Annotated in this window: 14 protein-coding genes and 1 tRNA gene; 2 read left to right on the forward strand and 13 right to left on the reverse strand. The window is 53.7% G+C overall.

All coding sequences use genetic code 11. The features are described 5' to 3' along the window. Positions 1-32: 32 nt before the first annotated feature. The 6 genes from RW023_RS06390 to RW023_RS06415 are packed head-to-tail and all read right to left on the reverse strand — an operon-like array spanning position 33 to position 6,724. The gene (locus RW023_RS06390) at positions 33-1,043 is read right to left on the reverse strand and encodes a hypothetical protein (RefSeq protein WP_315580405.1); all 1,011 of its coding nucleotides are present in this window, start codon (positions 1,041-1,043) and stop codon (positions 33-35) included. After that, the gene (locus tag RW023_RS06395) at positions 1,040-2,440 is read right to left on the reverse strand and encodes a proteasome accessory factor PafA2 family protein (RefSeq protein WP_315580406.1); all 1,401 of its coding nucleotides are present in this window, start codon (positions 2,438-2,440) and stop codon (positions 1,040-1,042) included. Before RW023_RS06395 ends, RW023_RS06390 begins: the two co-directional genes overlap by 4 nt. Before the next feature lies 1 nt (position 2,441). Continuing rightward, positions 2,442-2,627 carry a ubiquitin-like protein Pup gene (locus RW023_RS06400; RefSeq protein ID WP_314501508.1) on the reverse strand — a complete coding sequence of 62 codons (186 nt, stop codon included), beginning with the start codon at positions 2,625-2,627 and terminating at the stop codon, positions 2,442-2,444. Between the two features lie 2 nt (positions 2,628-2,629). Beyond that, a complete protein-coding gene (gene dop / locus RW023_RS06405) occupies positions 2,630-4,192 on the reverse strand; it encodes a depupylase/deamidase Dop (RefSeq protein ID WP_315580407.1) in 1,563 nt (520 codons plus the stop codon). After that, positions 4,189-5,703, reverse strand: a complete 1,515-nt coding sequence (gene arc / locus RW023_RS06410) for a proteasome ATPase (protein WP_315580408.1) — start codon at positions 5,701-5,703, stop codon at positions 4,189-4,191. Before arc ends, dop begins: the two co-directional genes overlap by 4 nt. Continuing rightward, positions 5,690-6,724, reverse strand: coding sequence for a tRNA (adenine-N1)-methyltransferase (locus RW023_RS06415; RefSeq protein WP_315580409.1), 1,035 nt, complete (start codon positions 6,722-6,724; stop codon positions 5,690-5,692). Before RW023_RS06415 ends, arc begins: the two co-directional genes overlap by 14 nt. 81 nt (positions 6,725-6,805) lie before the next feature. Here RW023_RS06415 and RW023_RS06420 point away from each other — a divergent pair, with 81 nt between their 5' ends. Beyond that, positions 6,806-7,639, forward strand: a complete 834-nt coding sequence (locus RW023_RS06420; RefSeq protein WP_315580410.1) for a PD-(D/E)XK nuclease family protein — start codon at positions 6,806-6,808, stop codon at positions 7,637-7,639. Positions 7,640-7,644: 5 nt separating this feature from the next. Here the strand turns inward: RW023_RS06420 and RW023_RS06425 are convergent, their stop codons facing one another. Then, positions 7,645-8,328: an HAD family phosphatase gene (locus RW023_RS06425; protein WP_315580411.1), complete on the reverse strand. Its 684-nt coding sequence runs from the start codon at positions 8,326-8,328 to the stop codon at positions 7,645-7,647. Positions 8,329-8,354: 26 nt separating this feature from the next. Then, the gene (locus RW023_RS06430; protein WP_315580412.1) at positions 8,355-9,212 is read right to left on the reverse strand and encodes an undecaprenyl-diphosphate phosphatase; all 858 of its coding nucleotides are present in this window, start codon (positions 9,210-9,212) and stop codon (positions 8,355-8,357) included. Positions 9,213-9,299: 87 nt separating this feature from the next. Between RW023_RS06430 and RW023_RS06435 the strand changes: the two genes are divergently transcribed. After that, the gene (locus RW023_RS06435) at positions 9,300-10,217 is read left to right on the forward strand and encodes an aldo/keto reductase (protein ID WP_315580413.1); all 918 of its coding nucleotides are present in this window, start codon (positions 9,300-9,302) and stop codon (positions 10,215-10,217) included. A 69-nt stretch (positions 10,218-10,286) separates the two neighbouring features. Here RW023_RS06435 and RW023_RS06440 read toward each other — a convergent pair whose 3' ends face one another. The 5 genes from RW023_RS06440 to RW023_RS06460 all read right to left on the reverse strand — a co-directional run bounded on the left by RW023_RS06440 (position 10,287) and on the right by RW023_RS06460 (position 13,715). Then, entirely contained in the window at positions 10,287-10,595 is a 309-nt protein-coding gene (locus RW023_RS06440) for a DNA primase (RefSeq protein WP_315580414.1), read from the reverse strand. 22 nt (positions 10,596-10,617) lie between these two features. After that, positions 10,618-11,715: an FAD-dependent oxidoreductase gene (locus RW023_RS06445; protein WP_315580415.1), complete on the reverse strand. Its 1,098-nt coding sequence runs from the start codon at positions 11,713-11,715 to the stop codon at positions 10,618-10,620. Positions 11,716-11,789: 74 nt separating this feature from the next. After that, positions 11,790-12,812 (reverse strand): GNAT family N-acetyltransferase, encoded by a 1,023-nt coding sequence (locus tag RW023_RS06450; protein WP_315580416.1) that lies wholly within the window; start codon positions 12,810-12,812, stop codon positions 11,790-11,792. Continuing rightward, positions 12,812-13,516 carry a DsbA family protein gene (locus RW023_RS06455; RefSeq protein ID WP_315580417.1) on the reverse strand — a complete coding sequence of 235 codons (705 nt, stop codon included), beginning with the start codon at positions 13,514-13,516 and terminating at the stop codon, positions 12,812-12,814. Before RW023_RS06455 ends, RW023_RS06450 begins: the two co-directional genes overlap by 1 nt. A 113-nt stretch (positions 13,517-13,629) precedes the next feature. After that, positions 13,630-13,715 (reverse strand) — tRNA-Leu (locus RW023_RS06460). Positions 13,716-13,867 lie beyond the last annotated feature (152 nt).

A 13,867-nucleotide genomic window follows, 5' to 3' on the forward strand; every position in this document is an offset into this window, starting at 1 on the left:
TAACCAGCACGAGCGCTTCGAGAGCAACCACATTATGAGGATGGGGTGGTTGCCAAAATATCAATCACGATGCACAAGGTGTCGTCACCGGTCGCCTGATCAGGAGGCAAAGTAATCGCTAGCCGAGAGCCGACTTTCTGATCAATAAGAAGTGGACGAAGACCAGGCATAAGCTCACTCAGTCGAACCCGCTCTGGCACGCCAGTACGCCATGTTGATTGCCGCTCGATTCCATCACTCCACCCACTGACAAAGTATTGAACGACAATGTCGTCATCAGAACGTACCTGAGCACCGGCCCCCGTGAGAAGCGGCTGCGTTGTCGGGCCGGTGGGAAGTTGGTCCCCATGTTTAATGACGGGGCCCTCATCTCGCATTGTCACTTCAAGTGGTCCTGAGTCGCTGGCTTGGGCAGATGCCTGCCCCGAGGCCAAAGTCGGGAGAATATCAATGACGACGATTTCACCTTTGGTTGAGCGGGCAGTCGGTGTGGGAGATGCTGCGCTATCGGAGGCTGAGGGAAGTGGGCGTGCAACGAGCAGACGGCTTCCTTCGGCTCGCCCATTGACTTCGTGTGCCATTTCAGCACCGAGGGAGTCGTCATCGGCACGTCCGACGATGAGACGCGGGCGCCCGTTAGGAGACAGAATCTCACCCGTGATTGAGTCAAATACTGTTACTGAGAGTAAGACCGGTGACCCTGCTGTAATGGCGCGACCATCGCCCTGCGACAAGATCTGGTGTTTTGTACTGACAATTTGAAGGGGCTGGCTCAGTTTAAGTGTGGGCGTTGCACCAACACGTCCAGACACCTCGACTGCACTCAACACAGAACGAGGCGATTGCCCTTCCACGGCTTCCTCTGAAGAAGGGCGAAGAAACCAGATACATCCAAGAATAAGTGCGCAGATCAGGATCACTACAGCAAACGCAACAAGAATTCGACGACCTCTGCGGCGCAAAGGTTTTCTCGCCTGCCCGGTTTCTTCTCCATGTTCCTGAGCGACTGGGCGGAGTCGCGAAGAAAGATGTTTTCCACTCATGCAGGAAAAACCTCGTGTGTTGAACCAAGGCCAGAGATAAACTCATCGACCGCCGAAGACGAGGTCGCAAAAGGATCATTCATCAGAACATAGCGATTCGGATCGTCAATCCGTGAGGCACGAACCCAATCGAGAGCAAGTTCAACGCCAGCTTCCTCAGCAGCATTGATCACCTTCGAGCGAAGGTGGGCACGCGTTGTCTGAGGAGCGCTCACGCATGCATTGTTAACCTGTTCATCAGTGGTCAAGCGACGCATTGCTCCGGTGCGTTCCAAGCCTTGTCGCAAACCATGAGGACCGATGTCATGGTACGAGAGCAAAAGCCGTGCAACACGGGGATCATCAAGCGTAGTTTGCTTCCGTTTGAGGTACTCGCGGATCAAACGGTACTTAATCGCGAAATCGAGTTCGTGATCAATCTCCGACCAGTCTTGGCTGCGGAGTGCACGAATCCCCCGTTGCCACAGATCGATAATCGCGCGAGTTGTAGGTTCTAGCGAGTTCGACGAGTCATCGATCTTCAACACGTGGATGACACGCTGCAAAATGCGCTCTTGGATCTCCACAGCACTTAAATCTGGTCCACTCACCATTGCGATCTTGGTCTGTCCGGAAAGATCATGATTGATCTGACGAATTGCCATCATGGGGTCAGTAAGTTCCAGATCTTTAAGGTCCATGCCCTCCTCAACGGCATCGAGAACCAAAGCGGTCATGCCGACCTTGAGAAAAGTGGTTGCCTCACAAACATTCGTGTCTCCGCTAATTACGTGAAGACGCCGGTACTGACCCGCATCAGCCAGTGGCTCATCGCGGGTGTTAATAATGGGCCGCGTACGCGTTGTCGCAGAGGAGACGGCTTCCCACATCTGTTCCGCACGTTGGGAGAAGCAGTAGTTGAGTTGAGTCCCCTGCCTACGTAGATGTCCTGCGCCGACAAGGATCAGGCGCGTGACAAAGAAAGCGACAAGTCCGTCCGCAACTTGTCGGAAATCTCGACGACGATGCAGAAGATAGTTTTCGTGGCAGCCAAAACTATTGCCCTCCGAATCAACGTTATTTCGAAAAAGGTAAATTTCTTCTGGATCCGGCAGCTGGCTCAGCGAGCTACGCGCTGCATCATTAAGCCGATTCAGCAGCTCGTCACCGCAGCGATGCTGCGCGAGAAGGTCAAGAAGAGTGTCGCACTCTGCAGTTGCATATTCGGGGTGCGCTCCAACATCAAGATAGAGCCGCCCACCGTTGCGCAGATACAGGTTGGGAGCACGACCGCCTTGTGCGAAGGGCTCAAAAAGCAGGTGCGCAGCAGCATCGGCATCGTGAGTCGCACGAGCCCCAGAGCGTGTTGCGCAGGTTAGCCCGTACTCTGTTTCGATTCCGATGACCCGTCGCTTCACCTCACTGGCCTCCCTTTTGAACAAAGCCCTGGACGAAAGACTCAGCATTCGTTTCAAGGACGGTATCAATCTGATCAAGAAGTTCGTCTAGAGAATCACTTTGGGAGGAAGCCTGGGCTTGAACCTGACCCGCTGCGTCGTCGTCCTCATGGCCAGCGCCACCTGCGAACAATTGTGAAAGACTCATATCTACTCCTCTTCTACACGGATTAAAGTTCCATGTTCAAGATCGGAAAGGACCGACGGATCAACACCGGCAGCCTCAACAATAGGACGGCGAATCATCTGATCACCCTGCGCTTCACACAGAGAAGTCCACGATGCGGCGATCAGCCCTGGAAGGTTCCGTACTGCAAATCCGCGCAGGTAAGCACGAGTATTTCCAGGAGCCCAGTCTGCAGCATTCTCAACTTCCTCAGGAGTGAACATCCGCTTCACACGCCCCGCTCGATCAAGTGCAGCGACCAGCGAACGATCCACACGCAAATCCGCCCACTGCAGATCCATCGCAGCAAGTTTAGGGTCATCCCAGGTTGTTGAAAGACGCTGACGTTGACGTTCAAGAAGCTGATACTTCCCCACCCATTCAACCTCGGTGGCAACGCTAAAAAGCTCCTCAGACATCCGCGTGAGGACATCATCCCAGTACTTCAGGACTAGCTCTTCGTCCGCACTCAGTTCGATACCCGCGCGCGTGAATGTCTCGCAGACCAAATCGACATAAATCTTTTGAACGTCAAGGGCGCTTCGCGCACCTCCGGCAAGCCCAGCCTTGTAAGTCAGCGTCGGATCATGGCTGATATTCCAGGTTTCTTGAACCGGATCATCCATCGCAAGAGCATCCCACTCCATCCCGAGGCCAGCCTCAATTGCTTTGAGCACTAAGCCGGTTGTTCCCAGGCGAAGATAGAGCGAAGAATCGAATTGATTGGCATCTCCGCCGATCACGTGAAGGCGACGGAAGTAGGCTGGGTTCGCATGAGCTTCGTCGCGAGTATTAATAATCGGGCGGTTGAAGGTTGTCTCTAAGCCAACTTCATTTTCGACAAAGTCAGCTCGCTGCGAGATCTGAAAACCAGCAAACTCACTGCGCTGACCGATTCCGACGCGTCCTGCGCCACAAATAACCGGGCGGGTGACGAAGAAGGGCGTGAGCCCTCGGATGAGATCGTCAAGATCAATGCGACGGCTGATCTGATAGTTTTCGTGCGTACCGTAAGCCGCGCCCTTACCATCCGTGTTGTTCTTCACCAACACGATCTCGTCTCCGCGCTCACGAGCTGCTGACATCATTCGTCGAGCAATGACTTCGCCGGCACGATCCCACAGCACAGCATCGCGTGCGCTGAGCGTTTCAGGCGCAGAATATTCAGGGTGAGCATGATCAACGTAGAGGCGAGCTCCGTTTGTGAGCACAGATGAGACCGCCGCGGGCAAATATCCACTTGACTGTCGAGGCAAAGGAAGCCTTTCACTTCCGCCCGAAGGAGCAAGGTGGTATGGGTCATCGGTAAGCATCGAAGGGTCTGCAGCTGCACGAGAAAGTCTCATACCGCGCAGGTCATTCAAAGGATCTTCAGCTGTATAGTCCCAGCGAACGGGCTGACTACCCTCCGTGGGTGTACCGCTGCGCGAGAGAGCCGAGTAAGCATCAACTATCCGGCAGGATAGGTCAACAGGATCAGCTCTAGGATTCTCGGGAGTATAAATACCGAACTCAGTCTCGGTACTCATCACCATATGAGAGCTCATTGCTGGTTCTCCTTCAGGGGATGGATATCAGCGATATCTTGATCCAGACCGATCGTGCGCGCCCAATCCGCTGGAGCCTGTCGGGTTGCCAGTTCCATTGATTCGCGAATTTCATCACCGAGGCCGCGCATGACGTGGTCGAGCGCCATCCCCTGCGTACCGTTCTCGATTGCATCAAGGATCGCGTATTTCTTTGCTCGCTCCACAATTCCTGCAATCATCGCGCCCGAAACAATATCGGCAAGGTAGATGATGCGTTCCTGACCGGAATGACTGCGCGCAGACAGTAAAGCCGAATTGTCATCACGTCGATAAAGGCTGGCAACTGCCCGATCGATCATCTCTTCATGGCTCAACTGCTGACCGCTTTGCGCAAGAGGTACAGAGCGGTCGAGATGCTTTCTAAAAATATCCTTCGCTGCACGTTCATCTGGGCGTTCAATACGGATACGGACATCAAGCCTTCCGGGGCGAAGGACAGCTGGATCGATCATGTCAGCACGGTTTGAGGCACCAACAATCACTACGTTGTCAAGACTTTCGACACCGTCCATTTCAGCGAGCAGCTGAGGAACCACCATCGTTTCAACATCGGAAGAAATTCCTGTACCGCGTGTTCTGAAAAGAGCTTCCATCTCATCGAAAAAGATCACGACTGGGACCTTCGATGAAGCCAATGCGCGAGCCCGAGCGAAAATTGCACGAATCTGTCGTTCTGTCTCACCAACGAACTTCGTGAGAAGTTCGGGGCCCTTAATTGAGAGGAAATAGCCTTCACCTGAAGAGCTAAACTCGCGCAATGATCGTGCTAGCGCTTGGGCGATCAGCGTCTTGCCTGAACCCGGGGGCCCATATAGCAAAATTCCCTTTGTCGGCCGCAAACCGTATTGCCGATATAGCTCGGGGTGACGTAGGGGAAGTTCAATCGCCTGTCGAATTGTCTCAATCTGAGTGTCTAGTCCACCGATGTCATCGAAAGTCACATCTGGAATTTCAGGAGTGAGAAGCTGCTCGACGTCCTGGCGAATAATACGTTCATAGGCAAAGGACGTACGAGGGTCGACCAAGACGCTCTCCCCGGGGCGAAGAGTACCGTGGCGTAGCGGACCGGCAAGTTCAACAATGCGATGGCTTCCGGCCTCGGCAGAGACAACGGCACGATCGACCCCAATAAGTTCCGCAACCTGTGCGAGCTCACCGGTTCGCGAATACTCGCCGATCCCGACAACAATCATCTTGTCGTCAATAAGTACCTGTTGCCCCGGTGAGATTGATGTGATGTCAAGGGAAGTATCTGCCGCAAGACGCATGAGACGACCTGAAACATAGACTTCAAGAACACGCGTAGACGGCTGCGAGCGATGCAAAATCCCTAGGGTCAGCGGCGGCTGATTCACATGCTTGAGTTGTTCCCTCAGGCGGAGAAGTTCTTGGCGCGCCTGAGTGAGAGCCACACTCAGATGGGCATTCTTCTGCTCAAGAATTGAGAGTGCAGCGTCACCGTTGGTCATCACTACGCCCTTCTACCCACGCCCGCGCTTTAGCGTCGAGGTCCCTTTTGACCTTACGGATTTTCTTCTCCGAGCTGACGCGAAGACCGACTTTCTGCTCGCTCCAATCATCTTCACCATTCCACGCTCCTTTGAGGCCTTCAGCCGCTTTGGCTGGACGAGTTGAGCGTTCCTGAGGAATAGTCTGCGGAGCAAGACGTCGAGCAATTATCAAGAATCCCGTATGGGCGACCATTCGATGCTCGGGTCGAACAGCCAAACCATCAACGTGCCATTCACGCGAAAGTGTCTCCCAGGCGACGGGATCGGTAAAGTTCTCGGAGGAACGAAGGTCTTCGATCAATCGGGACATCTGAGTCACGGTCGCAATGTAGCAGCACAGAACACCACCGGGAACGAGCGCATGTGCAACCGCATCCAAGTTCTCCCAGGGAGCGAGCATATCGAGGACTACGCGATCAACACTCGACTCAGGCATGGCATTGAGTTCATCTGCCAGATCATTAACCCGAAGATCCCACGCCGGATGTGGAGCGCCAAACCACAGCTCCACGTTATCGCGCGCAATCTGTGCGAATTCTTCGCGTCTTTCGACAGAAATCAGCGTGCCGCGCTCCCCCACTGCGTCCAAAAGAGCCATCGATAGAGCACCCGACCCAGCACCGGCCTCGACAACTACTGCACCGGGGAAAATGTCCGCGTAGTGAACGATCGTGCCTGCATCTTTCGGGTAAACGACTGCAGCGCCCCTAGGCATTGACATGACATAGTCAACTTGAAGCGGGCGCAGAATTTGGAACTGACGTCCCTCTTCAGTAGTGATCACCTGGCCATCAGGGCGACCGATTAGATCATCGTGATCGATAAAACCACGATTGGATTGAAAACGACCACCAGAAACCAAAATAACGGTGTGCAAGCGGCCCTTCGGGTCGCGAATTTGGACGCGCTCTCCTTCTCGGAGAGGACCACGGTGACGTTCTTGACCAAGGCCCTGCGCTTCATGTTCATGTGTGCTCATCGCCTCTACACTACCGCGGTGCATGGATGAACTGCCTGTTTAAACCCCGCGCGAAAAGGTGGAACTGGTTACGGTAGATGCATGAGGAATTCACTCCCAAGCCAGCCTGCACTTTCGGCAAGCCGCACCAAAGAATACCAACGCTGCCCACTGCAGTTTCGCCTGCATGTCGTTGACCGCGTGAAAGAACCACCAACGCAAGCAACACTTCTTGGGACAACAGTTCACAGTACTTTGGAAAACCTCTATGCCCTCCCAAGGGAAGAACGCAATGAGACGCTCGCTCTCGAGCTTTTACGTACCGAATGGGAAAAGACTCTTGCAGCTGACCCGAGTGTCATAAATTTATTTACAGACCATGCAGACTTCGAACGCTGGCAGGAGCGAATGTACTCGATGGTGAGTAATTATTTTGCGATCGAAGATCCCCAAGCACTAGAGCCACTTTCTACCGAAGCTCTTGTCGAGGCAACGACTTCGCAAGGAGTCAACCTCCTTGGGTACATTGACCGGGTCGACCAAGCGCCCAACGGTGATCTGAGGGTCATCGACTACAAGACCGGGAAGGCTCCTTCCCCGCGTTTCCAAGAGGAAGCACTGTTTCAAATGCGTTTTTACGCGCTCTTGCTTTCCCTCACAAAGCGTCTGCCAAAGCGTACACAGCTGGTTTATCTTGCTTCTCAGAAGGTGCTGACCTTTGATCCCGATGCAGCTGATATTTGCCGCTTCAGTGAAGAACTGAGCCGGACCTGGGAATCGATGAGAAGGGACGCACTGCAGGGCTATTTCGCTCCTCGTCGTAACCCGCTATGCAATTGGTGCGGAGTGCGCACGATGTGTCCGCTGTTTGACGGGAAGACACCAGACATTCCAACCAGTGGCCTAGAACGTTTGCTGGCAATGGGCCCGCAGTGATCTGATCAGTGAGCGCGAACGAAGTTCGGTCGCTGCCCTTCCATAATCGACTGAATAACACTTTCACTGAGGTCACTAAGCTCGCGAATATAGGGGAAATCAGCAGCGAACTCTTCAGGTGCCGCCCCCTTGATCGCGACGGCTACTCCGCCGCTGGCAGAAGCGGCTTCAAGACCGACCGGAGAATCCTCGACAATCATGCAGCGACGGATATCAACTCCAAGAAGCTCAGCTGCCTTAAGGTACCCCTCTGGTGAGGGTTTTCCTTCCGAGACATCATCTCCGTAAATTGCATTCGTAAAACCGGGTGTGACAGGTACATGCTCGAGGACCCTAGATGCCACTCGCCGTCGCGTCGCTGTGACGACCGCTGTTGGAATTGAGTGCTCATGACACCAACCTAGGAGTTCAACAAGCCCGTCTTTCCAGGGTAATCCAGCGTCGAGGCGATCGATCACTCCCTGTTCGACACGATCGGCAACCACAGCCTCGTCAAGAGGATTACGTGCAAATGAACGCAAAATTGCCACCATCCGAGGCAAGGTAGACCCCAACATTTTTTGGCGCATCTGAGGGGTCATTTGTGTCCCCATCTCGGCGAGCACCTGTCCTTCCGCCCCTTCCCACAAGGGCTCGGTATCGACGATGGTGCCATCCATATCGAAGAGAATTGCCTCAGGCAGAGTCATACTTTCGTACGTCCTTCACACAAGATTCACGCAGCGGGCGTTGTTCCCAAGGGGGAAAGCAGACCGCTTAACAGACCAAGAGCTACAAGAATACCAATTGCGATTCGGTACCAAACGAAGGGTGCATAAGACTGAGTGGAAATAATCTTCAGGAACCACAAGATCACAACGATGCCGACCACGAAGGCAATGATTGTTGCCGCTATAGTCGGGCCAACAGCAATGGACTCACTGCCGGTTAAAACCTTTGCCACCTTGTAAAGCCCTGAAGCCCACACGGCCGGCATTGCCAGAAGGAAGGAATAGCGGGCGGCAGCTTCACGGGTGTAGCCCAAGAAACGACCCATAGTAATTGTTCCACCCGAACGAGAGACACCTGGGATGAGCGCCATTGCCTGCGCGAGGCCGTACAGGAGAGCGTCCTTCCACGTCATCGATTTCAGGTCACGCTCTTGGGGTGCATAGCGATCAACAAAACCCAAAAGCAGGCCAAAAACAATCAGCATTGCTGAAGTAATCCACAAGTTACGCAGGCCCGTGTCGATCGCATCTTGGAAAAGAAGACCCAGAATACAAATCGGAAGCGAACCGACGATGATCATCCATCCCATTCGCGCATCAGGATCACTTGAGGGTACTCGATTTTCCTTTGCGCCCAGCGGTAAAGATCGGAACCATGCACTCAGGATGCGGACAATGTCCTTCCAGAAGACGATGACAACCGCAAGCTCCGTACCGATTTGCGTGATTGCGGTGAAAGCAGCACCCGGATCGGTTGAGCCCGTAAGCTCACCGACGATACGAATATGTGCGGAGGAGGAAACGGGAAGGAACTCCGTCAGCCCCTGAACAAGTCCAAGGATGATTGCATCAAGCCAGCTCATATCACCAACTCTACGGCGCTTGGCCTCACGCTAGCCAAAGATGGGCATGTGTATGCCGTCATAGCTCACGCGTTCTAGGCTTAGCATATGGAGATTCGCCAATGTGGAACACACGGACTTTCTGTGTCCAGTCTGGGTTTGGGAACACTGACTTGGGGACGCGACACGGATGAGGATCAGGCCTGTGCAATGCTCAAATCCTTCGTCGATGCTGGAGGGACTCTTGTAGAAGTGAGCCCTCTCCACGGTTCCGGGCGCGCTCTTAGCGTGCTTGCCGAGGCCTTACGCGCCGTTGGTAGACACCGAGTCACGATTGCTTTGCGTGGTGCAATGCGTTTCTCTCAAGGAGCCAATGAGCTTTCTGCTTCTCGCGGAGATATGCTGCGCTGCCTAGATACAACACTTGCGATTCTCGAAACAGATTTCGTTGACCTCTGGTTAGCAACTCCATCCCCTACAGGTATTCCGCTCGAGGAAACTTTGTCGGCCCTCGAATGGGCCTATTCCAGCGGACGCGCTCACTACCTTGGACTCAGTCACCGCGATACCTGGGATTGCGCACTCATGTGGGCACAGTCAGATCAAGTTCCTCTGGCCGCCGTCGAAGAAGAATACTCACTTCTATGCTCTTCTCCCCTACTCGACCGCGCTCGGTACAACGGATTTGGGTTCCTCGCTCATTCACCGCTTGCTGGGGGTGTGCTTACTGGAAAATATCGTCACACGACTCCACCTGATTCACGAGCCGCATCTGCACATCTGCGTTCAAGCGTTGCGCCATACCTGGAGAGCAGTCTTCCGATTGCCGAAGCTTTATCACAGGCAGCACATGGGCTGGAATGTTCTATCACCGACGTTGCTTTAGCATGGGTGGAAGGCACGCCGGGAGTGACAAGCGCAATCATCGGGCCGCGAAACCTTGTACAACTCGAGCAGATACTCAATGGGCACATTGAGCTTCCACTCCCGATTCGCCAGGTATTAAGCGAAGTGAGCGCTGAATAGAAGCGGGAGCGAAATAAAGGTGTGCGGGCAGTTGATACTGCCCGCACACCTTAAAGACAACTGAACCGACTAGTCTTCGTCTTCGTCCTCATCAAGATCGATGAATTCATCGTCATCTTCATCGACTTCTTGATCATCTTCATCGTCGTCGTCAAAATCTTCGTCCTCGTCTTCCTCATCAGAAACGATGAGGTCGAAAGGAAGCTCGACTTCGAACTGCGTGAAAAGCACATCATCGTAGGTGAAGAAGGCATCACGCAGGGCTTCTTCGGCATCAATGAGTGCCTGTTCATCGACTTGATCGGAGGAAGCCACCTCGTAGTGATTCTCGAAAGCGGCAATCAGCTGATCTAGGACAAGACGAGGTTTCGTGGTCATAGTCACACATCCTACACGATGTCTACGGCAAGTTCAGCTGGGACCTAATGACAGAAACCATCAGATCAGCGCCCTTAATCTCCGCCGTTTGGTCGGGACCTAAAATGCGCGAATTACCCTGAGAATCAAGAAGTTGAGAAGCGCCGTGCTCAGGTCCCAACGGCAAGATCACCCATTCGTCACTGGGGTTGTAAGTCGCCTGCGGCTCTTTGCCAGACAGCTGTGAAGAAATATTCGAGATCACGATGCGTGCCTGTGCTCGAGCGGCATCAGCACGCTTTGATTCGCGCACATCCGTAACGTCACCGATCGCGTAGATATTGGTTTGGCCAACGACTTGAAGCGTCGGTTCCACCTTGAGAGCACCGTCTGGACGAACTGCAGACTGAAGCTCGGTACCAGCAACATAACCGGTATTCGGACGAGCGCCGTAGCACTGGAACCACATATCGGCTTCGATACGATGACCATCCTTTGTTTCAACAACAAAACGGCCAAGCTCACCGACATTGAATGGCGGAAGGTAGGCAAGCTCCGAGCCCTCAATGAGGCGGATATTCAGCTCCTTCAGTTGCTCGCGAACCTGATCGCGCAACTCATCAGCAAAGCCCTGAGTCGGAAGGAGCTCAGATTCCTTTTCAACCAAGGTAATTTCCAAGTCAGGGAAGGCATTGCGCAGTTCCCCTGCGAACTCAATACCAACAGTTCCGGCACCTACCAAAAGAACGGAGCGGGCACCATGAAGGTAGGAATGCAACTGTTTGAGGCGCGCTTTTGCAACATCAGAACGCGAAGCCGAGTACTTTGCAGGGAATGGGTAGGTTGAACCGGTTGCCAGAACAACGTAGTCAGCATCGATCGGGTCCTGACCGAAAATATGAACTCGAGTCCCTTCAACCTGAGAAACCGTTCCATGAACGACCCGCCCATTGCTCAGAAGATTCGAATAGGGCATGAAAATTGAATGCTGCCAAGCCTCATCGACTGCGGCACGCAGAGCCGCAGCATGGTGAACAAACTGATCTTTTTGCTCAACCAGAATGACTTCGGCAAGAGGATCAAGTCCCTTGGCGACGGTGACACCACCGTACCCGCCACCAACAACGACGACTCGGGCCACAGTGCTCTCCTTCTCTCGTTGACTACCACCCATTGTCCCTGAAAACCTAGAGAGCAACGAGTGCAAAAAGTGTGTTATTCCTGACCAAGGGCTCGAGCAATATTCGGTGTGAAGAAGTTTGGCCCCTTCAATACCTTGCCGTCCTCACGGAGTTTCACACTGCCATCGGGCATGAGCTTCGACAGATTAGACGCCTGAATTTCTGCAAGGACACGATTCAAATCGATTCCAGATTCCAGGGCCATACCGTAGATGACGTAGACCAGATCGCCTAAAGCATCAGCTGTTTCGATGATGTCTCGCGTTCCATCATCTGCTTCCGTTGCACGTTGTGTCGCTTCTTCGACGATTGCACGTGCTTCCTTTCCGTACAAGGCGCCGAGCAGCTCAGCGAACTCTTCTCGAATCAAGCTCACGCGCATATGGAGGCGCTCATAATCAAGGGTTGGTTCCTGCCCATCTCGCACGCGATCAGGCATGAAGTACGTACGATGGAACTGCTGGACAAGAGCTTGCGGACGCGATGAGTCAAGAACTTCGGGGGCGCCAGAGCTAGGGCCGTCCCACGGACTTGCGGGTGTGCGCGGGTCAGAGGCAAGGATGCCTCCTACCCAGGCCTCGTATCCGGGAAGGCGCGCAACGCCTTCCTTGCGGAAACCGTTCTTCCACACAGCCTTCCACGAGCCCCAATTTCCTACGTGCGCCGCCCACTCAACGCGAGAAGCACCTAATCTCTCGAATGCTGTATCAAGAGCAAGGGACACAGCCTCTGTTGCTATACCTTCGCCCCACTCGTCATGGCAGACAAAGTACGAGACTTCATAACGGTCAGAAAAATGAGTATTACGGATGAGCTCGAAACGCCCAAGGAAACGTCCATCATGGGCACTGCGGATCGCCCAATCCGCACTCCCCTGCTCCCACTTCGAAGGTACCTTTGCAAGATTCTCTTCAGCCATTGACAGAGTGTAGGGATAGGGAATCGAAGTTGTTTCGTGAAAAATTGGATCCTGCAATGCATCAGTAAGATCCACCGCATCGCTGGCAGACAGCGGGACTAAAACAATATTTTCACCGCGAACGTCAAAGGGTTCCATCAGTGTGTTTCCTCCTGTATTGATACATTCGAGTGGACCTGTCCCCACGCAGTCTCCAGAATTCGCCCCATCGCTTCGGTATCGTGCATTCCCTGAACAACAAAACTCCGGTCAAAGAGATACGTCGGGATAGTATCAATTCCCATCTGTACCGCGATCTGATAGTCCGAGAAAACTTCGGACGAGGCGACGGGGTCGCTCAGAGCGTCAACAACCAGCATTTCGGGGATCCGGACATCCTGTGCACAGCCAATCAGGACATCTGGGTCCGCTAGGTTCAAACCGACCTCAAAACGAGCACGGAACAAGGCTTCAGCATATGCAAATTGATAGGTTCCTGCCCCGCTTGTCACCCCGGATTTTTCGTCCATTTCCCGCGCAGCCGACATTGCTTTATGTGCAAACGACGTCGGTGCAATGACCAAGGAATCGAAATCGAGAGAAATCCCATCGGCTCGAGCGAGCTCGCCGACATGAACGAGGGCGTCAGCAGCTTCCTCTGCGCTCATACCTGGATGCGTGTGGAGAAGGAAATCCGCCTGGGACATTTCAAGGACACTGGACTGCTCAGGATCAAGCAAATAGGAGTGGAAACGAACCTCGACCTGGTCGCGATGTTCAAAACGCGTGAGAGCATCGCGCAGATGATGGATACCGAGGTAACACCACGGGCATGCAAAGTCTGCCCATACGTCAACATGCATGAAGTTTCTCCTCGGGGATAAAAGCACGTTCGCCTATGCACAGGTTACGTTGCGCATTGAGGAGTTACCAGTGCAAAGAAAAATCCCGGGGATCCGAAGATCCCCGGGGAGTGTGCGCGGAGGGGGACTTGAACCCCCACCCTCTAATACGAGGACTAGCACCTCAAGCTAGCGCGTCTGCCTATTCCGCCACCCGCGCAGGTGACTCACAAAGCGAAAGCTTTGCGGCTTGGAAACTTTAACACGCACGAGCGTCAGTCACAAATCGACATTCGCGTAAGTGTTTCAAATTTTCCGTGGGCGATACTGGGATCGAACCAGTGACCTCTTCCGTGTGAAGGAAGCGCGCTA

Origin of the sequence: uncultured Actinomyces sp. (genome assembly GCF_963542285.1) — a bacterium.
GTDB lineage: Bacteria > Actinomycetota > Actinomycetes > Actinomycetales > Actinomycetaceae > Pauljensenia.

Excerpts from the sequence above, each read along its gene's own strand:
- RW023_RS06390 (WP_315580405.1), bottom strand. The coding sequence starts at position 1,043 with ATGAGTGGAAAACATCTTTCTTCGCGACTCCGCCCAGTCGCTCAGGAA.
- RW023_RS06400 (WP_314501508.1), bottom strand. The coding sequence starts at position 2,627 with ATGAGTCTTTCACAATTGTTCGCAGGTGGCGCTGGCCATGAGGACGAC.
- dop (WP_315580407.1), bottom strand. The coding sequence starts at position 4,192 with ATGAGCTCTCATATGGTGATGAGTACCGAGACTGAGTTCGGTATTTAT.
- arc (WP_315580408.1), bottom strand. The coding sequence starts at position 5,703 with ATGACCAACGGTGACGCTGCACTCTCAATTCTTGAGCAGAAGAATGCC.
- RW023_RS06415 (WP_315580409.1), bottom strand. The coding sequence starts at position 6,724 with ATGAGCACACATGAACATGAAGCGCAGGGCCTTGGTCAAGAACGTCAC.
- RW023_RS06420 (WP_315580410.1), top strand. The coding sequence starts at position 6,806 with ATGAGGAATTCACTCCCAAGCCAGCCTGCACTTTCGGCAAGCCGCACC.
- RW023_RS06425 (WP_315580411.1), bottom strand. The coding sequence starts at position 8,328 with ATGACTCTGCCTGAGGCAATTCTCTTCGATATGGATGGCACCATCGTC.
- RW023_RS06430 (WP_315580412.1), bottom strand. The coding sequence starts at position 9,212 with ATGAGCTGGCTTGATGCAATCATCCTTGGACTTGTTCAGGGGCTGACG.
- RW023_RS06435 (WP_315580413.1), top strand. The coding sequence starts at position 9,300 with ATGGAGATTCGCCAATGTGGAACACACGGACTTTCTGTGTCCAGTCTG.
- RW023_RS06440 (WP_315580414.1), bottom strand. The coding sequence starts at position 10,595 with ATGACCACGAAACCTCGTCTTGTCCTAGATCAGCTGATTGCCGCTTTC.
- RW023_RS06450 (WP_315580416.1), bottom strand. The coding sequence starts at position 12,812 with ATGGAACCCTTTGACGTTCGCGGTGAAAATATTGTTTTAGTCCCGCTG.
- RW023_RS06455 (WP_315580417.1), bottom strand. The coding sequence starts at position 13,516 with ATGCATGTTGACGTATGGGCAGACTTTGCATGCCCGTGGTGTTACCTC.